The sequence below is a fragment of the Microbacterium sp. K35 genome (assembly GCF_004794375.1).
Lineage (GTDB): Bacteria > Actinomycetota > Actinomycetes > Actinomycetales > Microbacteriaceae > Microbacterium > Microbacterium sufflavum.
In genome coordinates this window covers 1-20,537 of sequence record NZ_SSDM01000090.1, presented here as the reverse complement: position 1 = coordinate 20,537, position 20,537 = coordinate 1, and the positions used below count along the sequence as shown (strand labels likewise).

At 72.1% G+C, this 20,537-nt stretch carries 23 protein-coding genes and 1 pseudogene; 12 read left to right on the top strand and 12 right to left on the bottom strand.

From position 1 onward, the window contains the following. Nucleotides 1-194, bottom strand: a pseudogene (locus tag DW299_RS02485) (SDR family oxidoreductase); the annotation flags it as partial. Between the two features lie 66 nt (nucleotides 195-260). Here DW299_RS02485 and DW299_RS02480 point away from each other — a divergent pair. From DW299_RS02480 to DW299_RS02465, 4 genes are all read left to right on the top strand, one after another. Beyond that, complete coding sequence (locus DW299_RS02480) at nucleotides 261-914, top strand: TetR/AcrR family transcriptional regulator (RefSeq protein WP_136035523.1); 654 nt, start codon at nucleotides 261-263, stop codon at nucleotides 912-914. Nucleotides 915-949: 35 nt separating this feature from the next. Then, the gene (locus DW299_RS02475) at nucleotides 950-2,116 is read left to right on the top strand and encodes a sensor histidine kinase (RefSeq protein WP_136035522.1); all 1,167 of its coding nucleotides are present in this window, start codon (nucleotides 950-952) and stop codon (nucleotides 2,114-2,116) included. Beyond that, nucleotides 2,113-2,769, top strand: a complete 657-nt coding sequence (locus DW299_RS02470) for a response regulator transcription factor (RefSeq protein WP_136035521.1) — start codon at nucleotides 2,113-2,115, stop codon at nucleotides 2,767-2,769. The genes DW299_RS02475 and DW299_RS02470 overlap by 4 nt, the downstream gene beginning before the upstream one ends. 92 nt (nucleotides 2,770-2,861) lie before the next feature. Beyond that, the gene (locus tag DW299_RS02465; RefSeq protein WP_136035520.1) at nucleotides 2,862-3,959 is read left to right on the top strand and encodes a hypothetical protein; all 1,098 of its coding nucleotides are present in this window, start codon (nucleotides 2,862-2,864) and stop codon (nucleotides 3,957-3,959) included. Here the strand turns inward: DW299_RS02465 and DW299_RS02460 are convergent. Continuing rightward, a complete protein-coding gene (locus DW299_RS02460) occupies nucleotides 3,932-4,381 on the bottom strand; it encodes a MarR family winged helix-turn-helix transcriptional regulator (RefSeq protein WP_136035519.1) in 450 nt (149 codons plus the stop codon). The genes DW299_RS02465 and DW299_RS02460 overlap by 28 nt on opposite strands. 91 nt (nucleotides 4,382-4,472) lie before the next feature. Here DW299_RS02460 and DW299_RS02455 point away from each other — a divergent pair, with 91 nt between their 5' ends. The 6 genes from DW299_RS02455 to DW299_RS02430 are packed head-to-tail and all read left to right on the top strand — an operon-like array spanning nucleotide 4,473 to nucleotide 8,941. Continuing rightward, complete coding sequence (locus tag DW299_RS02455; protein WP_136035518.1) at nucleotides 4,473-5,924, top strand: DHA2 family efflux MFS transporter permease subunit; 1,452 nt, start codon at nucleotides 4,473-4,475, stop codon at nucleotides 5,922-5,924. 13 nt (nucleotides 5,925-5,937) lie between these two features. Then, complete coding sequence (locus DW299_RS02450) at nucleotides 5,938-6,870, top strand: aminoglycoside phosphotransferase family protein (protein WP_136035517.1); 933 nt, start codon at nucleotides 5,938-5,940, stop codon at nucleotides 6,868-6,870. Between the two features lie 32 nt (nucleotides 6,871-6,902). Next, on the top strand, nucleotides 6,903-7,241 hold the full coding sequence (locus DW299_RS02445) for an ArsR/SmtB family transcription factor (protein ID WP_136035516.1): 339 nt from the start codon (nucleotides 6,903-6,905) through the stop codon (nucleotides 7,239-7,241). Between the two features lies 1 nt (nucleotide 7,242). Next, nucleotides 7,243-7,887, top strand: a complete 645-nt coding sequence (locus tag DW299_RS02440) for a dihydrofolate reductase family protein (RefSeq protein WP_136035515.1) — start codon at nucleotides 7,243-7,245, stop codon at nucleotides 7,885-7,887. Nucleotides 7,888-7,896: 9 nt separating this feature from the next. Next, nucleotides 7,897-8,358, top strand: coding sequence for an SRPBCC domain-containing protein (locus DW299_RS02435; protein ID WP_136034748.1), 462 nt, complete (start codon nucleotides 7,897-7,899; stop codon nucleotides 8,356-8,358). Between the two features lie 55 nt (nucleotides 8,359-8,413). Further along, nucleotides 8,414-8,941 carry a hypothetical protein gene (locus DW299_RS02430; protein WP_136035514.1) on the top strand — a complete coding sequence of 176 codons (528 nt, stop codon included), beginning with the start codon at nucleotides 8,414-8,416 and terminating at the stop codon, nucleotides 8,939-8,941. A gap of 36 nt (nucleotides 8,942-8,977) precedes the next feature. On the opposite strand, the gene DW299_RS02425 is transcribed toward DW299_RS02430, so the two are convergent. The 7 genes from DW299_RS02425 to DW299_RS02395 all read right to left on the bottom strand — a co-directional run bounded on the left by DW299_RS02425 (nucleotide 8,978) and on the right by DW299_RS02395 (nucleotide 16,210). Next, nucleotides 8,978-9,925: a carbohydrate ABC transporter permease gene (locus DW299_RS02425; RefSeq protein ID WP_136035513.1), complete on the bottom strand. Its 948-nt coding sequence runs from the start codon at nucleotides 9,923-9,925 to the stop codon at nucleotides 8,978-8,980. Continuing rightward, the gene (locus DW299_RS02420) at nucleotides 9,922-10,887 is read right to left on the bottom strand and encodes a carbohydrate ABC transporter permease (RefSeq protein WP_205812595.1); all 966 of its coding nucleotides are present in this window, start codon (nucleotides 10,885-10,887) and stop codon (nucleotides 9,922-9,924) included. The genes DW299_RS02425 and DW299_RS02420 overlap by 4 nt, the downstream gene beginning before the upstream one ends. A 6-nt stretch (nucleotides 10,888-10,893) precedes the next feature. Continuing rightward, a complete protein-coding gene (locus DW299_RS02415; RefSeq protein ID WP_136035512.1) occupies nucleotides 10,894-12,264 on the bottom strand; it encodes an ABC transporter substrate-binding protein in 1,371 nt (456 codons plus the stop codon). 39 nt (nucleotides 12,265-12,303) lie between these two features. Continuing rightward, the gene (locus DW299_RS02410; protein WP_136035511.1) at nucleotides 12,304-14,001 is read right to left on the bottom strand and encodes a glycoside hydrolase family 13 protein; all 1,698 of its coding nucleotides are present in this window, start codon (nucleotides 13,999-14,001) and stop codon (nucleotides 12,304-12,306) included. A 140-nt stretch (nucleotides 14,002-14,141) separates the two neighbouring features. Next, complete coding sequence (locus tag DW299_RS02405; protein WP_136035510.1) at nucleotides 14,142-15,146, bottom strand: LacI family DNA-binding transcriptional regulator; 1,005 nt, start codon at nucleotides 15,144-15,146, stop codon at nucleotides 14,142-14,144. Between the two features lie 68 nt (nucleotides 15,147-15,214). After that, nucleotides 15,215-15,811, bottom strand: coding sequence for a class I SAM-dependent methyltransferase (locus DW299_RS02400; RefSeq protein ID WP_136035509.1), 597 nt, complete (start codon nucleotides 15,809-15,811; stop codon nucleotides 15,215-15,217). A gap of 6 nt (nucleotides 15,812-15,817) precedes the next feature. Next, nucleotides 15,818-16,210 (bottom strand): VOC family protein, encoded by a 393-nt coding sequence (locus tag DW299_RS02395; RefSeq protein ID WP_136035508.1) that lies wholly within the window; start codon nucleotides 16,208-16,210, stop codon nucleotides 15,818-15,820. Between the two features lie 105 nt (nucleotides 16,211-16,315). Between DW299_RS02395 and DW299_RS02390 the strand changes: the two genes are divergently transcribed. After that, entirely contained in the window at nucleotides 16,316-17,653 is a 1,338-nt protein-coding gene (locus tag DW299_RS02390; RefSeq protein WP_136035507.1) for an MFS transporter, read from the top strand. On the opposite strand, the gene DW299_RS02385 is transcribed toward DW299_RS02390, so the two are convergent. The 3 genes from DW299_RS02385 to DW299_RS02375 form a co-directional block, all read right to left on the bottom strand. Next, complete coding sequence (locus DW299_RS02385) at nucleotides 17,639-18,160, bottom strand: hypothetical protein (RefSeq protein WP_136035506.1); 522 nt, start codon at nucleotides 18,158-18,160, stop codon at nucleotides 17,639-17,641. The genes DW299_RS02390 and DW299_RS02385 overlap by 15 nt on opposite strands. Nucleotides 18,161-18,243: 83 nt before the next feature. Further along, the gene (locus DW299_RS02380) at nucleotides 18,244-19,038 is read right to left on the bottom strand and encodes an alpha/beta hydrolase (RefSeq protein WP_136035505.1); all 795 of its coding nucleotides are present in this window, start codon (nucleotides 19,036-19,038) and stop codon (nucleotides 18,244-18,246) included. 77 nt (nucleotides 19,039-19,115) lie between these two features. Then, nucleotides 19,116-19,949 carry a zinc-ribbon domain-containing protein gene (locus DW299_RS02375; RefSeq protein WP_136034769.1) on the bottom strand — a complete coding sequence of 278 codons (834 nt, stop codon included), beginning with the start codon at nucleotides 19,947-19,949 and terminating at the stop codon, nucleotides 19,116-19,118. 68 nt (nucleotides 19,950-20,017) lie between these two features. Here DW299_RS02375 and DW299_RS02370 point away from each other — a divergent pair, with 68 nt between their 5' ends. After that, nucleotides 20,018-20,533: a GNAT family N-acetyltransferase gene (locus DW299_RS02370; protein ID WP_136035504.1), complete on the top strand. Its 516-nt coding sequence runs from the start codon at nucleotides 20,018-20,020 to the stop codon at nucleotides 20,531-20,533. The last annotated feature ends 4 nt before the right edge of the window (nucleotides 20,534-20,537 follow it).

The window sequence follows — 20,537 nt, the reverse complement described above, 5'->3', positions numbered from 1 at the left end:
CGAGGGCCGCGCGCGTCGACCTCGATGCGCAGCCGCGCGCGGCCCTCGGGCGTCGCCAGGTCGGCACGGACGTCGACCGTGTCGCCGATGCCGCACGAGATCACCCGGCCCTGAGCGGAGAGCCGGTCGGCGACGGCGCGGCCGAGGCCGGAGTCCGCTCCGGTGACCACGTACAGGCGGGGGTCGGCATCCATGATCACAGCATGGACGAAAGATTGCAGATCTGCAAACTTATGGCGGGGCGACGCTAGGCTCGACCCATGCGAGAGGCGCACGAGAACGGGCACGAGGCCCGACGCCGGCGGACCAGACAGGCCGTGCTGGCCAGCGCGTCCGAGCTCTTCCACGCCCAGGGGTACGACGCCACGACGGTCGCCCAGATCGCGCGCCACGCGAACGTCTCGGAGCGCACCTTCTACGTGCACTTCCCCGCGAAGGAGGACGTGCTCTTCGCCCACGTGCACGACTTCACGGCGCTCGCCCTGGGCGCCGCCCACGACAGTGCCTCACCGCACGCCGCCGACCGCGTGCAGGAGGCCCTGCGAGTGCTCATCGACGCCTCCACCACCGACGAGGCGCTCGCTCGGCAGGCATCGATCCGCGCGGCCCTCGGAGCTCGCGGCGAGTTCCCGCGCGCCCTCGCCACTCAGCTCCTGGCGCTGGCGCGCGCGCTCACCCGGGAGATCTCGGCGCGCACCGACGCGGGCGCCGCCGACGTCGCGCCGATGGTGGGAGCGGCGCTGGGAGCGGTCGAGGGCGCCGGAATCGACGCCGCTCTCCGCGGCGTCGACGGTGAGGGGAGGCGCACCGCGATGCGCGGGGCGCTGGACGCGGCCCTCCGCGGGTTCCGCCCATCCGCCGCGACACCGGGTGGGCACGACGGCGGAGACCGCGGAACTCACCCGTCCGGGTGAGCCGCGCGAGCCCGCGGGGTGGAAGCATGAGGACGATGAGGTCGGACACCGGGGCGGTCGAGTCGACGGGGCGCGCCTGGGTGCGCGTGGACCTCCTCGTCGCCGTGATCGCCGCAATCGTGCTGCTGCCATCGAGCCTCGCCGTGCTGGGGGACCCGGCGTTCCGCCCCGAGCCGTTCGCGTTCGCCATCGTCGTCACCCTCTGCCTGCTCGTGCATGCCGCGACCTTCGTCGCGATCCGTCATCCCCTCGCCGCCCTCGCCGCCGCCGACGCGGTCATGCTCGTCCTCGTCCTCCTGTCGCCGACCGCCGCCGTCCCCACCGCCTTCCTGCCGTCGGCCGCGGCCTACCTGCTGGTGGTCGGCCAGGTGGCCGCGCGCTCGCGTCGGCCGTTCCCGATGCTCGCGCTCGCGGGCGGCATCGGCGGCGCTGCCCTCATCGCGGTGGTCGAACCGCACCTCGGCGACTTCCGGCTCGGCACGTTCGTCGGCCTCTGCGGCGCGATCGCGGCCGCCTGGGCGCTCGGCCTCGTCGTCCGCGTGCGCAGGGATCAGACGGAGGAGCGCGCCACGGCCCGCGTCGCGCGTGCGATCACGGATGAGCGCGCCCGCATCAGCCGGGACCTGCACGACGTCGTCGCCCACGCCGTGACCGTCATGATCGCCCAGGCGGAGGTCGCTCGGCTGACGCGCGACGACGATCCCGCCCGCAGCGACGCCTCCCTCGCGATCGTCGTCGACACCGGCCGGGAGGCGCTGCGCAGCATGCGGTCGACCGTGGCACCGGAGGCGCCGCGTGAACCGCTGCCCACGGTCGACTCCCTCGCGGCCCTCGTGGAGAGCGTGCGCACTCCGTCGGTGCGGGCGCTGCTCGAGGAGTCGGGCGAGCGGGGTCTGCTGCGCGCCGACGCCGCCCTCGCGCTGCATCACGCCGTGCGGGAGGCGCTCACCAACGCCCTGCGGCACACGTCGGCCCCGGTCGTGATCGACGTGCGCCTCCGCTGGCTCCCCGGCCGGCTGCGGGCGACGGTGACCGACGACGGCGGCACTGGTCCTGCCGAGTCCGACCTCGGCAGCGGCATCGGGCTGATCGGGATCGCCGAACGCGTGCGGCTGGCGGGTGGCACGCTCACCGCACGACCCCGGAGTCCCGCGGGCTGGTGCGTGCAGGTCGACCTCCCTGTGACGCGGAGCGCGGCATGAGTGTGCGGGTGTTGCTCGTGGACGACCAGGAGCTGCTGCGCACCGCGATCGCGCTGACCCTCGAACGGGACGCGCGCATCGCGGAGGTCGTCGCCGTCGCGTCGGGCGAGGCCGCCGTCGAGCACGTCCGCGCCCACGCCGTCGACGTGGTCCTGATGGACATCCGCATGCCCGGGATGGACGGGATCGCCGCGACGCGCGAGATCCTGCGCATCCGTCCCCGCCTCCGCGTGCTGATCCTCACCACGTTCGACCTCGACGAGTACGTGTACGCCGCGATCCGCGAGGGCGCGAGCGGCTTCCTCACGAAGGATGCGACACCGCAGGCGCTCGCCGACGCCGCGGTCACGGTGGCCGAGGAGGGGTCCGTGCTGTCGCCGCGCGCGACGGCGGCGCTGCTGGGGTTCGTGCGTGACGGGGCACCGACGGTCGATCCGGCCGAGGTGCTGGCACAGCTCAGCCCGCGGGAGCGGGAGGTGGCGCGCGCGCTGGCCACCGGCGCCTCGAACGACGACATCGCGCGTCGGCTCTTCCTGTCGGCGAACACCGTGAAGACGCACGTCAAGGCGGTGCTCGCCAAGCTCGACGTGCCCGACCGCGTGCACGTCGTCATCTGGGCGTACGAGAACGGGATGTTGCGTCCGCGCGGGTGACCGGGCGGGCCTGGAAGGATCACCCGGACGGGTGAGGGTGACGCCTCCTGCGGGCGAGGTCGGGGGGATCCGCGGATTCCTAGCGTGGAGGCATGTCACCTCTGAGTCGCCCCGCCACCTTCTGCACTCTCGTCGCCGTGGCCGCCGGCGCCCTGGCCGTCGCCGCCTTCACCCTGGCGACGATGGTCGTCCCGGGCATCGATCCGCTGCCCTCCAGTCTCGCGGGCCACCTCGGCGCCGGGGTCGAACGCGCCCTCTCGCTCATCGGTGCGCTGGCCGCGCTCGTCCTCTCGGTCGGTGCGCTGGTCGCCAGGGCGGTGTTCCGCAGTGTTCCTCCCTGGCTCGTCCGCACGGCGGCGCTGGTCGCCGCGCTGCTGCTTGCACTGACGACGCCCGGCGGCATCATCCCGGCTGCGGGGTACGCCTTCGCGGTGAGCGTGGTCGGGGGAATCGTCGCCCTGGTGGTGCTGGTGGCGCTTCGCCGTCCCTGGAGGGGGCTTCTGCTCGGGGCTGTGCTGATCGGTGTCGCCGCGGCGGCGCTCGCGTTCGGATCGGGCGAGCTCGTGCCCCGGGTCGCGGAGGCGCTCGGTGCGATGCTCCCGGGCGCCGCCGTCCCGCTCGCCCACGTCGTCGCGTCCGCCGGTCTCTTGATCTGGACCATCGGCGAGGCCGCTGGTGCCCGCGGGCGGCTGGCCATCGCGGTGCTCCGACACCGCCGGTCGCTCACGGTCGCCGCGGCGGCCTGCGCCCTGCCCTATGTCGTCGCGCGGGCAAGCTGGCTGACGCCGTGGCCGCTCTTCGGGGGGAGCGCGGAACTCTTCGCCGCAGAGCCCACCGTCCGGGTGGTGGGTCTCGTGCTCGGTGCGGGGATGCTGGCGGGCGGTGTGCTCACGCTGGGCCTCATCCGTCCGTGGGGTCTCCGGTTCCCGCGCAGCCTCGCCGGCCTCGGAGGGCGACGGGTCCCGCCCGCGCTGGCCATCATCCCCGCGAGCGTCGTGAGCGTCCTGTTCACGGCTGCCGGGCTGCAGTTCGCGGTCGAGGGGACGGGATCGATCGGTGAGACCGGTTATCTGCTGCTCATGTTCCCGTTCTGGCTCTGGGGTCCGCTGCTCGGTCTCGCGACGTGGGGATACGCGATGGTCAGGGCCACGCGACCGGCCCGTCAGCCTGCGACGGCGTCCGCCGGCTGAGGCGACGGGGCCTGCGTGAGCCGGGACAGGGAGCGCAGGAAGGGCTCCCTGTCCTCTTCCGGGAGGCGCTCGAGCAGCGACGAATAGAGGTCGTCGAGGGCGCCGGCGGTGGACGACACGATCGCGTGCCCTCGGTCGGTGACCTCCACGATCCGCACACGGCGGTCCTCCGCCAGGACGCGCCGCTCGGCCAGTCCCGCGCGTTCGAGGGCATCGAGGGTGTTCACCATCGTCGACTTGTCGAGGCAGGCCAGTTCCGCGAGTTCCTTCTGCGTCTTCTCGCCGGCTGCGGCGCAGAGGAGGACGCTCACCGTGCGCAGCGTGGTGTCCTGCGTCTCCAACTGCGCGGTGGCCTGCTGTTCGATCGACCGGGTCAGCAGCTGCAGCTGCACCACGAGGTCGCTCACCGTGCGCGCGATCATGTCGACAGAATAGCATCGCACTTATATCGTCTAGAAATAGATCATCTGCTACTGTCTGACCACCTCACTTCCCTATCGAAGGGCCACCACCATGAATTCCGCCCGCGCCCGCTGGACGGCGCTCAGCGTCCTCTGCATCGGCACCCTGATGACGGTCCTCGACGAGACCATCGTCAACGTCGCGCTGCCGGTGATGCAGCGCGAACTCGGGTTCACCCAGGCCGGGGTGTCCTGGGTGATCAACGCCTACCTCCTCGCGTACGGCGGTCTGCTGATCTTCGCCGGACGCCTCGGCGACCTGATCGGGCATCGGCGCGTGCTGCTGATCGGCGTGTCCGTCTTCACCGTCGCCTCGGTGTCGGCGGGGCTGTCGTCGAACGCCACGATGCTCGTGATCTCGCGCTTCGCCCAGGGCGGCGGCGCTGCGATGATCACCGCGGTCACCCTGGCCCTGATCGTGACCATGTTCACCGACCAGCGGGAACAGACGCGGGCCATCGGGTTCTACAGCTTCACGTTCGCCGGGGGCGGTGCGCTCGGGCTCCTCGTGGGCGGGGTGCTGATGCAGCTGACCAGCTGGCAGTGGCTGTTCTTCATCAACCTCCCGATCGGACTGCTCAGCCTCGTCGTCGGTTGGCGTCTGCTGCCCCGCGGTCGCGGCCCCGGTCTGACCGCCGGACTCGACATCCTCGGTGCCGGTCTGCTCGTGTCGGCGGTGTCGCTGCTGGTCTACGGCGTCATCACGGCCGAGCACCTCGGCTGGGGCGGCCAGACCCTCGTTGCCCTCGGCGTCGCCGTCGTCCTGCTGATCGCGTTCGTCGTGCGGCAGCGCACCGCGCGGGTGCCACTGCTCGCCCTGCGCATCCTGAAGGATCGCGACGTCGCGGGAGCGAACGTCGTGCAGTTCCTGGTCACCGGCGCCCTCTACGGCTCCTTCTTCCTCGCGACCCTGCTTCTGCAGCAGGTGCTCGGATACGCCCCGATGCAGATGGCGCTGTCGTTCGTTCCGCTGACGGTCGTCACCGCGATCGCCTCGATCCTCCTCGCCCCGTTCGTCACGGCGCGCTTCGGCGAGCGGATCGCGCTCGTCCTGGGACTCCTGGTCTTCCTGGCGGGTGCGCTGCTGCTCTCGCACGTGCCCGTCGACGGGGGCTACCTGGCGGACGTGCTCGTTCCGCTGCTCCTGCTGGGCCTCGGCATCGGCACCGTGCTCCCGCCGATCATGGGCCTCGCGATGTCCGGCGCCGCGCCGGACCAGGTCGGCGTGGTGTCAGGGCTCGCCAACTCGACCGGGATGATCGGCGGTGCGGTCTGGACGGCGGTCGTCGCGTCTCTCAGCGGGGCGGTCACGTCGACGCTCGTCGCTGCCGGCGCCGACGAGCGGGTCGCACTCCGCGACGGGCTCGCGGTCGGAGCCCTCGCGATCGCGGGCGTCCTCGGCGTCGCGCTCGTCGTCGCGGGGGTCGTGCTGCGGCGACGGATCCCGGAGGAGGCCCAGGGGTCCGCGGACCGGGATCGACGCGACGTGCCGACCGCGCTGTGATGGACTGGCGAGCATGACCAACGAGGACCGACTCGCTCTTCCGCGTCCGATCCGCGAGCGGTTCGAGGCCGGCGACGCCGCGACCAGGGAGTGGGTGAGCGCTGTCCCCGCGGTCGCGCACGAGCTCTTCCAGCGGTGGGCGCTGCGACCCGACGGCGAGGTGCGGGCGGGGGAGGCGGGCATCGTCGTGCCGGTGCGCGGCGAGGAGGGCGCCCCGGCCGCGCTCAAGCTGCAGGTGCCGCGCCCCGAGACCACGGCGGCGATCCTCGGTCTCACCCGCTGGGACGGACGGGGTGCCGTCCGCCTTCTGGACAGCGACGAGATCCGGGGTGCCATGCTGCTCGAGCGCCTGGATGCCGAGCGGCCTCTCGCCGCGATCGACGACGACGACGAGGTCGTCCGGGTCATCGGCGACCTGCTATCGCAACTGCATCGCGCACCCGCCCCGGAGGGGCTTCCGCGTCTCGGGGTGGTCGCGGCGGAGATGATCGAGGCGGCGCCGGCCGCGGCGCGGGTGCTCGACGGCGACGACCGCACGCGGCTCGACCGGTGGGTGCGCACCGTCGCGGAGGTGCAGCCCGAGCCCGGAGATCGCCTCCTGCACTGGGACCTGCACGACGGCAACGTGCTCGCCGCCGACCGTGCACCGTGGCTGGCGATCGACCCCGAGCCGCTCGTGGGTGACCCCGGATTCGACCTCTGGCCCGCCCTGGACAGCCGGTGGAGTGCCGGCGGGGCGGCCGACGCCGTGGGTCTCGTGCGCCGCCGCTTCGACATCCTGACCGAGATGCTCGACCTGGATCGCCGCCGTGCCGCCGCGTGGACGCGCGCGCGGCTGCTGCAGAACACGCTGTGGGACATCGAAGACGGCCACACCGCCGTCGGTGTCCCGGCGAAGGTCGTGGACGAGGCGCTCGCCTCCGTCGGCGTCGGCGAAGGGTCTTGACGGGAGAGGCGCCCCGCCCAATACTTAGGTACATGCCTAAGTATCCCGACGACCTCGACGCCGTGCTCCGCGCCCTCGCGGACCCCACGCGCCGGGCGATCGTCGAGAGGCTCGCCTCATCGCCCGCCATCGTCTCGGAGCTCGCGGCGCCGTTCACGATGACGCTGCCCTCGCTGCTGCAGCACCTCGGAGTCCTGGAGGCCGCGGGGGTGATCACGTCGGAGAAGCAGGGCAGGGTCCGCACGGTCACCCTGCGCCCCGGCGGCCTCGACGTGCTCCACCTCTGGCTCGGCCAGCAGCGCACACCGGCCGAGCACAGGGCCGACCGGCTGGGCATCCACCTCGCCCGCACCGCCCCGAAGGAGCACTGACATGACCCGCGTCCGCATGGACCTGTTCGCCTCCCTGGACGGCTACACGCCCTCCGACCTCACACCCGACAGCCCCATGGGGGAGGACTGGGGGCGCCTCACCGCGGCCTACGCGGGCACCCGCACGTTCCGCGAGAAGATCTTCGGCGACACCAGCGGCGCCGGAACCACCGGTGTCGACGACCGCTACGCCCGCGCGTTCTTCCAGGGCGTCGGCGCCGAGATCATGGGCGCGGGGATGTTCGGCCTCCACTCCCACCCCGACGACCCCGACTGGAAGGGATGGTGGGGCGACACCCCGCCGTTCGGCACGCCCGTCTACGTGCTCACCCGCACCGCGCCCCGCCCGTCGATCCCGATGGACGGCGGCACCACGTTCCACTTCCGCGATGCCGCGATCGAGGACGTGCTCGCCGAGGCGTCCGACGCCGCGGGCGACCTCGACGTGCGCATCGGCGGCGGGTACCGCACGGCGCAGGCGTTCCTGCGCGCGGGACTCGTCGACGACCTGCACCTCCTGGTCGCGCCGCTCTTCCTCGGCCGCGGATACCGCCTGTGGGACGACCTGACCGGCTTCGAGAACACCTACACCGTGACGACGGAAGCGGCCGAGAGCGGCGTCGTCCACGTCACCCTGACGCGATAGGACACCGCGATGACGACGGAGCACCGGCTCGCACACTCCGGATTCACCCTCACCCGCGACTACCCCGCTCCGCTCGACCGGGTGTGGGCCGCGTTCGCGGACGAGGACCAGAAACGCGGATGGTGGGGCGACGCGGACGCCATCGAGGAGCGGGAGTGGGCGTTCGACTTCCGTGTCGGCGGGCGCGACGTCCACGAGGGGCGGTTCCACGACGGACCCGTGTCGCGGTACGTGGCCACCTACACCGACATCGTCGACCGGGTGCGGATCGTCACCGCGTACGACATGTGGCTGGACGGGGAGCACATGTCGACCTCGGTCGCATCCCTGGAGTTCGAGGCGGTCGACCTCGGCACGCGCTTCACCCACACCGAGCACGGCGTCTTCCTCGACCGGTTCTGGGACGACGGACCAGGGCGCGAGGCCGGGACGCGCGGGCTCCTCGACGCGCTCGGCTCCTTCCTCGCCTGAGCCCGAGGCCACCCAGGCCGCCTGAACGCCGTCCCGTGTTGGTAGCATCCCGCACATGAGCTCGCCGGAACCCGCCCCCTCTCGGCCGCCGCGCGACGAGGCCGTCGAGCGGGCCGCGCTCAAGGAGCGCGTGTACGCCACCTTCACCGGGCTCGCCATCGTGCTCGTGCAGAACGCGAACGCGGAGCACACCAGCGCCGCGCGGGCCACGGTCACCCTGCTGGTCGGCATCGTGGCGATCGCCCTCGCCGGGTTCGCGGCCGACCTGATCGCGCACCTCGCGACCCACGGCCGCTTCCCGCGCGGGGCCGAGCTGACGGAGCTGCTCCGGCTCACCGGCACCGCCATCGGCTCGGCCGCGGTTCCCCTGCTCGTCCTGCTGGCGGCGGTGCTGGGCTGGATCGAGCTGCAGACGGCGCTCACCATCGCGTCGGTGGTGTACCTGGCGATCCTGGGACTCATCGGCTACGTCGCGGTCCGCCGTACGGGCCTGAGCGGATGGAAGCAGCTGATCGCGATGGGGATCCTCGTGGGGCTCGGCGCCCTCGTCGTGGTCGTGCAGCAGCTCGCACACGGGCACTGAGCGACGGTCGCGGCGCCGGCCCCGTCGGCGGCGCGGTCAGCCCTTGACCGCGCCGCCCAGTCCCGCCGAGCGCAGGAACACCGACTGGAACAGCAGGAACATCGCGATCGGGATGAGCGTCGCGATCGCCAGGGCCGCGAGGAACACGTCGAGCTCGGTCTGCGACTGCACCGCCGGGAGCCGCACCGACAGCGGCTGCACCGCGGGGTCGGGCAGCACCAGCATCGGCCACAGGTAGTCCTTCCACGCCGCGATGATCGCGAACACCGACACCACGCCGAGGATGGGCTTCGACATCGGCAGCACGATCGACCAGAACAGCCGGAACGGTCCGGCCCCGTCGGTGCGTGCCGCCTCGAACACCTCGCGCGGCAGCGAGTCGAAGAAGCGCTTCACCAGCAGGATGTTGAACGCGTTCGCCCCCATCGGCAGCCACACCGCGAGGTAGTTGTTGAGCAGGTTCACGTCGCCGGGCAGCGGCGGGTTCACGATCGTCAGGTACAGCGGCACCAGCAGCACGATCCCGGGGATGAACAGCGTCGCCAGCACGAGCGCGTTCAGGATCGGCGCGTAGCGGGGTCGCAGCACCGACAGTGCGTACCCGGCCGTGGTCGCGACGAACAGCTGCACGAACCACGCGCCGAGCGCGATCACCACCGTGTTCAGGAAGTACTGGTCGATGTGGATGTCGTTCCAGGCGGTCTCCAGGTTCGCCCAGTCGATGCCGTTCGGCCACAGCGCGAACGGCTGCTGCAGGGTGTCCTGGGTGGGGGTCACGGCGGACTTCGCGAGCCACAGGATCGGCCCGAGACCGGCCACCACGAGACCCACCGCGAGGAACACGTGCGTGAGGGTGAGGCCGACGCGGATGCCGGGGCGCCGACGCTCGGAGGCGGAGATCACGGTGCGGTCGCCCACGGCGTCGGCGGCTCGGGCGGCCGCTCGTTCCGCGGCGCGGGAGAACAGGCGGGTGGTGAGGCTCACGTCGTGCTCCAGCGGTCGGTCAGTCGGAAGTAGAGCCAGGACAGGACGGCCAGCACGATCGCCAGCAGCACCGAGACCGCTGTGGCCTCACCGTAGTCGCCGCCCAGGCTGTTCCGGAACGCCTTGTCGTAGATGTAGAGGAGCACGGTCTTGGTCGCGCCCGCCGGCCCGCCGCCCGTGAACAGGAACGGCTCGAGGAACACCTGCGCGGTGGCGATCACCTGCAGGATCAGCATGATGAAGAGGATGCCGCGCAGCTGCGGCAGCGTGACGTGCCACACCTTCTTCGCGATGCCGGCGCCGTCGACCTCTGCCGCGTCGTACAGCTCAGGCGGCACGCCGAGCAGCGCGGCCAGGTAGATGATGATCGATCCGCCGGCCCCGGCCCAGGTGGCCTCCAGCACGAGAGACGGCATCGCCTGCACCGCGTCCTGGATCCACGGCTGCGGCGGGATGCCCACCCACCCGAGCACGGTGTTGAACACGCCGGACGGGTCGGCGCTGTAGAAGAACTTCCACAGCAGCACCGCGACGACGGGCGGGATCACGACGGGGAGGTAGGCGAGGGCGGAGTAGATGCCCTTGCCGCGGCGCACCTCGCTCATCAGCACCGCCATCAGCAGCGGCAGCGGGAAGCCGAACAGCAGCGCGAGCACCGCGAACCAGAGCGTGTTGAGCACGGCGCGGCCGAGCTCCGGGTCGCCGATCACCGCGAGGTAGTTGTCGAACCCGACCCACTCGGAGACGATCAGGTTCGTCTTCTGCAGGCTCATGATCACGGACTGCACGATCGGCGACCACGAGAAGAACACGAACACGAACAGCATCGGCAGCACGAACACGAGGTTCGCGAGCCCGCCGCCGCGCAGCCACGTGAGCGGCGAGCGGCGACGGGTCGGGCGCACAGCGGGCGGCGGAGGGGTGTCCGCCGCCGCCCGCTGCTCGGGGAGCGTCATCGTCATGGAGCGTTACTCGTCGAGCTTCGCCTGGGCGTCGGTCTGCGCCTGGGCGAGCAGGGCGTCGATGTCGGCGTCCTGCTGGGTGAGCACGGTCTGCACCACCGCGTCGAGCAGCGCGTAGACCTCCTGGGTCTTCACCTTCGGCTCGCCCACGGGCGTCTGGTCCCAGATGCGGTCGCTGAACGGCTTCATCTGGTCGACCGGAACGTTGATGTAGTCCGCGATCCACACCTGCGACTCGTCGTACAGCTCACGGCTGAGCACCGGCAGCAGCGGGGTACCAACGGCCTGCCCCGACTCGTCGAGGGTCTTCGCGTCCTGCACGGCCGCGTCCTCGTCCATCAGCTTCTGCATGTAGTACCAGTCGATCCAGGTGACAGCGGCGTCCTTGGTGGCGTCGTCGACCGTGGGGCTGATCACCGCGATGTCGCCGCCGCCGAGCGTGCCGGGGTCGTCGCCCTCCATCGGCACGACCGTCATGCCGTAGATCTCCGAGTCCATGCCGAAGTCGCGCACGAGGGCGGTGTAGATGTCGGAGCCCGAGGTGTACATGCCGATGTTGCCCGCGGCGAACTCCTGGTTGATGGTGCCCCAGTCGAGGTCGACCTTGGAGCCGAACGACCCGTCCTCCCACTTCACGTCGTGGAGGAACTGGAGGGCGGCCTTGGTGGCGTCGTTGTCGATTGTGGACTCGGCGGTGCCGTCGCCGTTGTCGGTCTGCGTGCGGCCGCCGCGCGCGACGGTCTGCGAGGTGAGCTGCCAGCCGCCGGTGTTGTTGATCGCCATCTGCGCGTAGCCGGCCTTACCGGTGGCGTCGGTGATGGCCTTGGCGGCCTCGCGGATCTCGTCCCACGTCTGCGGCGGGTCGTCGGGGTCGAGGCCGGCCTGCTCGAACAGGTCGCGGTTGTAGTGCAGCGCGGCGGCGTAGGCCTGGCGGGGGAAGCCGTAGATCTTGCCGTCGTCGCCTGTGACGCCCTCGAGGATGATCGGGTTGAACTTGTCGGTGTACCCGAGCTCGTCGATCGCGTCGGTCACGTCCATGAGCTGGCCGTTCTCCAGCAGCGTCTTGGAGTCGGTGAACGGCACGGTGAACACATCGGGGAGGCTGCCGCCCGCGAGCTGCACGGCGAACGTCGGACCCTCCCACTCGTACTCGACACCGATGATGTCGATGTCGGGGTGCTCCTTCTCGAACTGCTTCTCCTGGGCGGCGAACGCGTCGTACGCGGCGGCGTCGGCGCCGGGCGGGAACGTCGCGACGCGCAGCTCGAGCCTGCCGTCGGAGCCGGAATCGGTGTCGTTCGCGGAGCATCCGGCCAGTGCGCCCGCCGTGGCGAGCACGGCGATCCCGGCGACCAGGGCCTTCTTCGGTGACTTCATCGTCTGTCCTTCCATGTGATGCGGATCGGGTGGTGCGGGTCAGTGGGGCGCGCGACCGGTGCGCGCCGGGCGCAGCGTGAGCCACGCGGTGGCGTCGGCGGGCAGGGTGCCGTCGAGCGGCGTGCTGGACAGCAGCACCGCGTGGTGGGCGGGGAGCGGGATCGGCGTCGCACCGAGGTTGGTGATGCTGACGGTGTCGTCGCCGCGGCGGAACGCGAGCACGTCGGATCCGAGCTCGAGCCACGACAGCTCGCCGTTCGCCAGGTCGCGCACCTCGCGGCGCAGCCGGATGGCCGCGCGGTAGAGGTGCAGGGTGGAGGCGGGCTCGAGCTCCTGCGCGTCGACCGTGAGCCCGGCCCAGTCGGCGGGCTGCGGCAGCCACGGGGCACCGCCGAACCCGTACGGGCTCGCGTCGCCCGCCCACGGCAGCGGCACCCGGCACCCGTCGCGGCCGGGGTCGACGCCGTGCGACCGGAAGTGCATCGGGTCTTCGATCGCGTCGAGCGGCAGCTCCACCTCGGGCAGCCCTAGCTCGTCGCCCTGGTACACGTACAGGCTGCCGGGCAGCGCCGCCACGAGGAGGGCTGCGGCGCGCGCTCGCCGCAGCCCGCGCGCGGTGTCGGTCGCGGTGCCGAAGCGCTTGCGCTCGAACGCGAACGACGAGTCGGCCTGCCCGTAGCGGGTGACGGGGCGCGTGACGTCGTGGTTCGACAGCACCCAGGTGGCGGGGGCGCCGACCGGTGCGTGCTCGGCGAGGGTGCGGGTGATGGAGGCGCGCATGGCCGCGGCGTCCCACGGCTGGGTCATGAACCCGAAGTTGAACGCCGTGTGCATCTCGCCGGGTCGCAGGTACCGCGCGAAGCGCTCGGCGTCGTCGAGCCACACCTCGCCGACGAGCACGCGCTCTCCGGCGTAGTCGTCGGCCACGGCCCGCCACTCGCGGTAGATGTCGTGCAGCTCGTCGCGGTCGATGTGCGGGTGGCCCTCCGCGGGGGCGGAGCCTGCGGGCAGGTCGGGCAGCGCGGGGTCCTTCACCGGCAGGGCGGCGGAGTCGATGCGCACACCGGCGACGCCGCGGTCGAACCAGAAGCGCAGCACCTCCTCGTGCTCGCGGCGCACGTCGGGGTGGTTCCAGTTGAGGTCGGGCTGCTGCGGCGTGAACAGGTGCAGGTACCACTCGCCCGGTGTGCCGTCGGCGTTGCGCGTGCGCGTCCAGGTCTCGCCCTGGAAGCTCGACACCCAGTTGGTGGGGATGCCGGAGCCGTCGGCGCCGCGGCCGGGGTGGAACCAGAACCGTTCCCGCTCCGGGCTGCCGGGGCCGGCGGCCAGTGCCTGCCGGAACCACTCGTGGCGGTCGGAGATGTGGTTGGGCACGATGTCGACGATGGTGCGGATGCCGAGCTCGAGTGCCTCGGCGATCAGCAGCTCGGCCTCCTCCAGGGTGCCGAAGCGCGGGTCGATGGCGCGGTAGTCCTGCACGTCGTAGCCGCCGTCGGCGAGGGGGCTGCGGTACCAGGGGGTGAACCAGAGGGCGTCCACGCCGAGGCTCTTCAGATACCCGAGGCGGGAGCGGACGCCGGCGAGGTCGCCGATGCCGTCGCCGTTCCCGTCGGCGAAGCTGCGCACGTAGATCTGGTAGATCACCGCGGTGCGCCACCAGCCCTCGTCCGTCGGGGGGACGGGCCGGGAAGCGGGGGCGGTGCTGCGCAGAACGTCGGTGTCCACGGGTCTCCTCATCGACGGTGATGAGTTGAATGTAGCTTTCCGAAGGCATTGATGCAAGAACCGAACAAAAGAATGAAAAATAGAAAGGACTCAAGCCCGTGCGAAAGCTCCCGGGGGAGCCCGCGGGGGAGGAGCGGCGGAACGCCGCCGATTCAGTGCAGCGGACCGGTGGAGGCGCGCAGCACGAGCTCGGGCTCGAACAGCAGCTCGTCGGCGGCCTGCGGCGTGCCCGCGATCTGCGCGAGGAGCAGCTCGATCACGGCCCGGCCCATCGACTCGATCGGCTGGCGCACGGTGGTCAGCGGCGGCTCGGTGCAGCTCATCAGCGCCGAGTCGTCGAAGCCGACCACGCTCACGTCGCCCGGCACGGACAGCCCGGCTCGGCGGGCGGCGCGCACGGCCCCGAGCGCCATCGGGTCGCTCGCGCACACCAGGGCCGTGGCTCCGGCGGCGAACAGTCGCGCGGCCCCCGCCTGGCCCGACTCGAGCGAGTAGAGGCCGCGCGCCACGAGCTCGTCGCTGAGCGGAGAGCCGAGCTGGTCGAGCAGTCGGCGGGCGGCGTCGAGCTTGCGGCGCGAGGGGATGTGGTCGTCCGGCCCGAGCAGCAGACCGATGCGCCGGTGCCCGAGCTGATGCACGTGGAGCACGGCCTGCTCCGCGGCCGCGACGTCGTCGGTGGAGACGGTGGGGAACGGCAGCTCCGGCACGCGCGCGTTCACGAGCACGGTCGGCAGGTTCACCGCGCGCAGGCGCTCGTAGTGCTGGTGGGCGGCGTCGGCCTGGGTGTAGTTGCCGCCGAGGAACACCACGCCCGACACCTGCTGGGCGAGCAGCAGGTCCACGTAGTCGGACTCGGTGACCCCGCCGGCGTTCTGCGTGCAGAGCAGGGGCGTGTAGCCGTTCTGGGTGAGCGCACCGCCGACGATCTCGGCGAACGCGGGGAAGATCGGGTTCTGAAGCTCCGGCAGCACGAGGCCGACCAGGCGTGCCCGCTCGCCGCGCAGCTTCGTGGGCCGCTCGTAGCCCAGCACGTCCAGCGCCGTGAGCACGGCCTGCCGGGTGGCGTCCGAGACCCCGGGCTTGTCGTTGAGCACGCGGCTGACCGTCGCCTCGCTCACGCCGACCTTGCGGGCCACCTCTGCCAGACGCTTCGACATGCGCTCAGTGTACGCAAGTCCTTGCAAGATCGCGCAAGCGGGTTGCGCTCACTCGCCGGGGCTCGCGCTCACGCCGGTTTCGTCCACGTGAGGCTGTAGCGGTAGTAGAACCGTCGTCGCACCTGGCTGCCCGGGAGGATCGTGGCAGCGGCGTCGCGGATGTGCGTGAGGGATTCGGACGGTCGTGCGGTCGTCATGTCCGGATAGCCGGACTCACGGTGCACCCCGCTCATGACCCGGATCGGGAGCAGCAACGCCCCGGAGATCGCCCAGTCGAGGACGCTCGCGTTTGCCGACAGGCCGACGATGCGGAGCTGTCCTCCCGGAGCGAGCAGGTCGCGCAGGCGTTCGAGTGCCGGGATCAGCGGCAGGTGATGCAGCGTGGCCACGCAGGTGACGAGATCGAACCGCTGCCCCTCCAGGTCGGGTGAGGTCAACAGGTCACCGTGGATAAGGCGCACGGGCGAGGACTGCGGGAACCGCTCCCTCGCTCGGGAGAGCGCCGCGGCGTCGGGGTCGATGCCCGTGACCTGGCTCGCCCTTCCCGCGAGCTTCTGAAGGAGGAGCCCGTCGCCGCAGCCGACGTCGAGCACTCGGGCCCCCTGGCGCACGGCGGCGACGAGTTCCCGGTGGTAGGCGGTGTTGTGATTCCAGTAGTCGTCCACGCTGCTCTAACCCGCGTTGGCGGGTTCCCCCGCGAACGCGATCGCGCCCAGGAAGTTGTCGCTGGGGTCGGAGAACTTCAGGAACCGCGCGAAGCCCAGGTCCTCGATGCTGGCGATCTGCGTGTCGGACGCCCGCAGCCGCGCGGCCAGGTCGTCGAAGCGCTCCGTCTTGAGGAAGAGGGCCGGCTTCGTGTCGCCGTCCACGGTGACCCGCATCGGCGTGTACTCCGCCGCCTCCCAGAGCATGAGGTCGAGGCCGGGGTCCAGGCGCAGCATGGCGTAGGTCCCGTAGTGCGTGAGCACGCGGAAACCGAGCACGTCCGAGTACCAGCCGATGGCCTCGTCCAGGTTCTTCGCGGGCAGCTGGACATGGTCGAGGGCGGTGACGACGGGGGTCATGGGTGTCCTTCCGGGTGGGACTCCCAACCTATCCGCGGCCGCCGTGGGGAATGCCGCGTCCGATACCCGCCAGAACCTCGGGCGGCGGGCTGCTGGGCTGAGGGGATGCACCCGCGAGCCCCCCGCCCTCCGCTGCCTCCGGCGTTCACGCGACTGTCCTGGTCGAGCGTCCTCACGCAGTTCGCCGAGCAGATCGCCCTGGTGGCCGTCCCGCTCGCAGCCGTGCTGCTGCTGGGCGCCGACGCCGCGGGCACGGCGCTGCTCCAGGTCGCGCAGACCCTCCCGTTCCTGCTGCTCGCCATCCCGTTCGGGCTCCTCGTCGACCGTTCGTCCCCGCGCCGGCTCCTCCTGCTGTCCGAGGCGCTGCGCGCGAGCACGCTCGTGGCGGTGATCGTCCTCCTCGCCCTCGACGCCCTGCGCTTCGAGTCGTTGCTGGCCCTCGGTTTCGCGGGAGCCGTGGGCACCATGGGCATCAGTGTCGCGGTGCCCGCCGCCGTTCCGCGCACCGTCTCGCGCGATCGCCTGGTCGACGCGAACCGGTGGCTGGAGCTCGGGCGCAGTGCGGCGTTCATCGGGGGGCCGGCCGTCGCCGGTGCGATCGTGTCGCTGGGCGGCGCCGACACCGCGTTCGTCGTGGCGACCGTCGCCTGCCTGGCCGCGCTGGCCGTGCTCGCGCGCACCGACATCCCCGCCCGCGTGGCCGCACCCCGCACGACACCCTGGCGCGACATCGGCGAGGGACTGCGCTTCGCGTTCTCGCATGCGCTGCTGCGGCCGATGATCGTGACCTCCTTCGTGTTCAACGTGGGGTGGTTTCTGCTGCAGTCGGTGTTCGTGGTCTACGCGCTCGACCGCCTCGGCATGACCCCCGCGACGGTCGGCGCCGCGATGGCCGTGTACGGCGGCGGCATGGTGATCGGCGCACTGCTCGCCCCGGTGCTGTCGCGACGGTTCGCGCTCGGCGCTCTGACGATGCTGGGGCCGCTCGGCGGGTTCACCGCCGCGCTCCTGATGGCTGCGACGCTGTGGGTGCCGGCGCCGGCGTTCGCGTTCGCGGCGTATCTGCTGTTCGGGCTCGGGCCGGTGCTGTGGACCATCGGCACGACGTCGCTGCGTCAGGCGGTGACCCCGGTGTCGATGATCGGCCGGGTGTCGTCGGTGCTGGTCGTCGCCACGTACGGGGCCCGCCCGGTCGGCGCGGCGCTCGGGGCCGTGGTCGCCGCCGGGGTGGGAGTCGAGGCGTGCATCGTGCTGTGCGCCGGGGTGTTCGCCGCGCAGCTCGGCTACGTCCTGCTCTCGGCGCTGCGCCGGGTGCGGGAGATCCCCGCCGACCCCGCGGACGCTGCGGTCGGGGCGACACCGCCGGACGAGTCCGCGGGCGGCCGGACGGCACCCTCCGCCCGGGGTCGGCGTCCGAGTAGTTCCGCGTCAGACCCGACCTGATTGCGTGCGCAGCGCCCTGGCCTCGGCCCGCGTGATGCGCGCCTGGACCACGGAGGCGACGCCCAGCGCGGCACTCACCACCACCAGCCCCGCGACCACGAGGAACAGCACGTTCGCGTCGATCGTGTCGGACTGCCAGCGCGACAGATCGGCCGGGAGGGGGGCGGGCTCGCCGAGGATCGACGTGATCGCCGGATCGAGCACGAGCGTCGCGACCGCGCCGATCGCCGTGACGATCGCGGCGATCCCGAGTCCGTTCAGCGGGAGGTGGCGGATGACCAGCGCCGCGATCCAGACCGGGATCAGCGCGATCGCGGCGATCGGGACGGCGACGGTCGCCCAGCGGTCGGCCCGACCGAGCGCCGCGAGCAGGATGAGCAGGAACAGGAGGATCGCGACGGTGCCCACGACCAGCGTGAGCAGCACGTTCAGCTGCCGGACCGCCGCCGGAACGCGGCGGTGCTCGGCGACGAAGTCACCGAAGTCCTGCTTGGCGCTGTGTGTCATGACGCCGAGTCAAGCGCGCGCCTGGACCCGCGGTTCAACATCCCGGAGGAAGTGCGGACTCGACCGTTCGGCCAGTCCCGGAATCACGCGGGTGTGCGTCCGCCCGTCGCTCCATCGGACGACAGCCGCGGCTCGCCGATGCCGGAGGCGGTGAGGGCACCGAGGGTCTCGTCGAGCCACGCGATGCTCTCGGGAACCCAGCTCCGGGCGCGCGGCGTGAGGGGGCGCGGGTTCAGGTGCGCCGCCCCGGTCGAGAAACCGTGGGCACCGTACGAGTAGACGTGGGCCTCGAAGGGCACTCCGGCTCCGGCCAGCGCGGAGGCGAAGGCGAGCGTGTTCTCCACGACCGTCACGTCGTCGTCGCGCGTGTGGAAGAGGAAGGTGGGGGCGGTGTCGGCCGTGACGTGCTCCGCCGGGTAGGGCATGCCCGGTCGGCAGCGGTCGGCGATCTCCGGCAGGATCACCGGGTAGCCGAGGATCGCGGCGGCGGGCCGGTGCTCGGCCATGGTCGCCGCGACCGCCGCGAGGTGCCCGCCGGCGGAGAACCCGATGACGGCGATCTTCGTCGGGTCGAGGTGCCACGCCTCGGCGTTCGCCGTGAGCTGTGCCATCGCCTGCTCGTAGTCGTCGAGCGGGCGCGGCCAGGCTCCCTGATCGCCGACCGAATAGCGCAGCACGAACGCCTGATACCCCGCCGCGAGGAACGGGTAGGCGACGGGATCCGCCTCCCGGTCGCTGCAGTACTGGTAGCCGCCGCCGGGGAGGATCAGCACGGCCGGGCGGGCCGTGACCCCGGCGAACTCGCCGTCGACGGGCTGCACGTAGCAGGTGAGCGTGACGCCGCGCTCGGCGTTCAGGGTGACGGTCTCGCCGAGCATCGGGGCGGCCTTTCGGGGTGGGGGCGGGGTGGTCGTCAGGCTACCAAGCGCGGGACGTCGCCGGGGGAGCGCGGCGCTCACGCGCGCAGATACGGGTCGACGAGGAGCGGGCCCCGGATCTCGCGGAGCCGCTCGACGAGCCGATCGATCGCCGCCCGGCCGAGCCCCGTGAGCTGCACGTCGTACGGGCCGAGGGGTTCGAGCGGACCGGTGCGCAGCCGCACGACCTCCCAGCCGGCGCCCCGCACCGCGCGGTCCTTGCGGCGGTCGGCCTCCTCGCGCTTGCCGACGTGCTCGAGCCCGTGACGGCCGACGGAGTCGTACTCGATCGCGACCCGCAGCTCGGGCAGCAGGATGTCGGGCCACACCTCGGTGTGCCGGAAGAACGGCCGCACGACCTTGATCGCGTTGAGGCCATCGGTGAACTCCAGCCGGTCGCGCAGCATCGCGCGCAGCTTCGCCTCGGCCGCCGACGCGGGCTTCGGCGCGCACGCGCTGAGGAACGGGGTGCCCTTCGGCAGGTCGGGGGTCTTCGTGCACAGCGCGGGGGCGGGCTTCTTCGGGCGGGCGGGCAGCGCGCGAGCCTCGCCCAGCACCACCGGCTGCGGGCGGGCGAGCGCGGAGCACTCCGGACACCACGACGAACGCCGCCGCACGCGCCCCGGTCGTTCGCGCTGCTCGGTCGGGGTGGCCGCGAACCGGTGCCCGAGCGGACACTCCCAGCACAGCAGCACGTCGGCGGCCAGCGGCACCTGCGACAGCGCGATGCCGTGGTTCAGCTCCGGGTGGTACTGGCGGACGAGCTCGGGATACGCCGACCACGCCGACCGGTAGGTGCCCACCGCGTAGGGCACGGCGGCACCGCGCGAGAACTGGCGTCTCGCCCACCACGTCGGCACGGGATCTGGCATGCGGGAGACGGTAGGCGCGACCTCCGACATCGGTCGCGGATGTCGGAGGTCGACGGCAGACTCCCCGCATGGACACCCTCGCCCTGCGGCCGTGGTCGCCCGCCGACCTGCCGCTGCTGCACGCCGCCAACACCCCGGAGATGACCGCGCATCTCAACGGACCGGAGAGCGAGGCGGAGATCCTGGCGCGTCACGAGCGGTACCTCCGGCTGCAGCGCGACGGCGAGGCGCGGATGTTCGCGATCGTCGACGAGAGCGGTACGCCGCTCGGCTCGATCGGGCGGTGGAAGGTCGAGGGAAGCGCGGGCCCCTCATGGGAGACCGGGTGGTTCGTGCTGCCCGCGGCGCAGGGGCGGAGGGTCGCCGCGCGGGCGCTGTCCCTCCTCGTCGCGGAGGCGCGCGAGCACCACGAGGGCCGGAGGCTGCTGCTCGCGTTCCCCGCGGTCGACAACCCGGCCTCCAACGCGGTGTGCCGCCGCGGCGGGTTCGAGCTCGTGGGCGTGGCGACCGAGCGGTTCCGCGGGGCCGACCTCACCGTGAACGAGTGGGCGCTCGACCTCACCGCGACCCCTCGCCCGCGCTGAGGTC

Bases quoted from the DNA above. Each gene is read 5' to 3' on its own strand.
- DW299_RS02480 (WP_136035523.1), top strand. From the start codon at position 261: ATGCGAGAGGCGCACGAGAACGGGCACGAGGCCCGACGCCGGCGGACC.
- DW299_RS02475 (WP_136035522.1), top strand. From the start codon at position 950: ATGAGGTCGGACACCGGGGCGGTCGAGTCGACGGGGCGCGCCTGGGTG.
- DW299_RS02470 (WP_136035521.1), top strand. From the start codon at position 2,113: ATGAGTGTGCGGGTGTTGCTCGTGGACGACCAGGAGCTGCTGCGCACC.
- DW299_RS02465 (WP_136035520.1), top strand. From the start codon at position 2,862: ATGTCACCTCTGAGTCGCCCCGCCACCTTCTGCACTCTCGTCGCCGTG.
- DW299_RS02460 (WP_136035519.1), bottom strand. From the start codon at position 4,381: ATGATCGCGCGCACGGTGAGCGACCTCGTGGTGCAGCTGCAGCTGCTG.
- DW299_RS02455 (WP_136035518.1), top strand. From the start codon at position 4,473: ATGAATTCCGCCCGCGCCCGCTGGACGGCGCTCAGCGTCCTCTGCATC.
- DW299_RS02450 (WP_136035517.1), top strand. From the start codon at position 5,938: ATGACCAACGAGGACCGACTCGCTCTTCCGCGTCCGATCCGCGAGCGG.
- DW299_RS02445 (WP_136035516.1), top strand. From the start codon at position 6,903: ATGCCTAAGTATCCCGACGACCTCGACGCCGTGCTCCGCGCCCTCGCG.
- DW299_RS02440 (WP_136035515.1), top strand. From the start codon at position 7,243: ATGACCCGCGTCCGCATGGACCTGTTCGCCTCCCTGGACGGCTACACG.
- DW299_RS02435 (WP_136034748.1), top strand. From the start codon at position 7,897: ATGACGACGGAGCACCGGCTCGCACACTCCGGATTCACCCTCACCCGC.
- DW299_RS02430 (WP_136035514.1), top strand. From the start codon at position 8,414: ATGAGCTCGCCGGAACCCGCCCCCTCTCGGCCGCCGCGCGACGAGGCC.
- DW299_RS02420 (WP_205812595.1), bottom strand. From the start codon at position 10,887: ATGACGATGACGCTCCCCGAGCAGCGGGCGGCGGCGGACACCCCTCCG.
- DW299_RS02415 (WP_136035512.1), bottom strand. From the start codon at position 12,264: ATGAAGTCACCGAAGAAGGCCCTGGTCGCCGGGATCGCCGTGCTCGCC.
- DW299_RS02410 (WP_136035511.1), bottom strand. From the start codon at position 14,001: ATGAGGAGACCCGTGGACACCGACGTTCTGCGCAGCACCGCCCCCGCT.
- DW299_RS02405 (WP_136035510.1), bottom strand. From the start codon at position 15,146: ATGTCGAAGCGTCTGGCAGAGGTGGCCCGCAAGGTCGGCGTGAGCGAG.
- DW299_RS02395 (WP_136035508.1), bottom strand. From the start codon at position 16,210: ATGACCCCCGTCGTCACCGCCCTCGACCATGTCCAGCTGCCCGCGAAG.
- DW299_RS02390 (WP_136035507.1), top strand. From the start codon at position 16,316: ATGCACCCGCGAGCCCCCCGCCCTCCGCTGCCTCCGGCGTTCACGCGA.
- DW299_RS02385 (WP_136035506.1), bottom strand. From the start codon at position 18,160: ATGACACACAGCGCCAAGCAGGACTTCGGTGACTTCGTCGCCGAGCAC.
- DW299_RS02380 (WP_136035505.1), bottom strand. From the start codon at position 19,038: ATGCTCGGCGAGACCGTCACCCTGAACGCCGAGCGCGGCGTCACGCTC.
- DW299_RS02375 (WP_136034769.1), bottom strand. From the start codon at position 19,949: ATGCCAGATCCCGTGCCGACGTGGTGGGCGAGACGCCAGTTCTCGCGC.
- DW299_RS02370 (WP_136035504.1), top strand. From the start codon at position 20,018: ATGGACACCCTCGCCCTGCGGCCGTGGTCGCCCGCCGACCTGCCGCTG.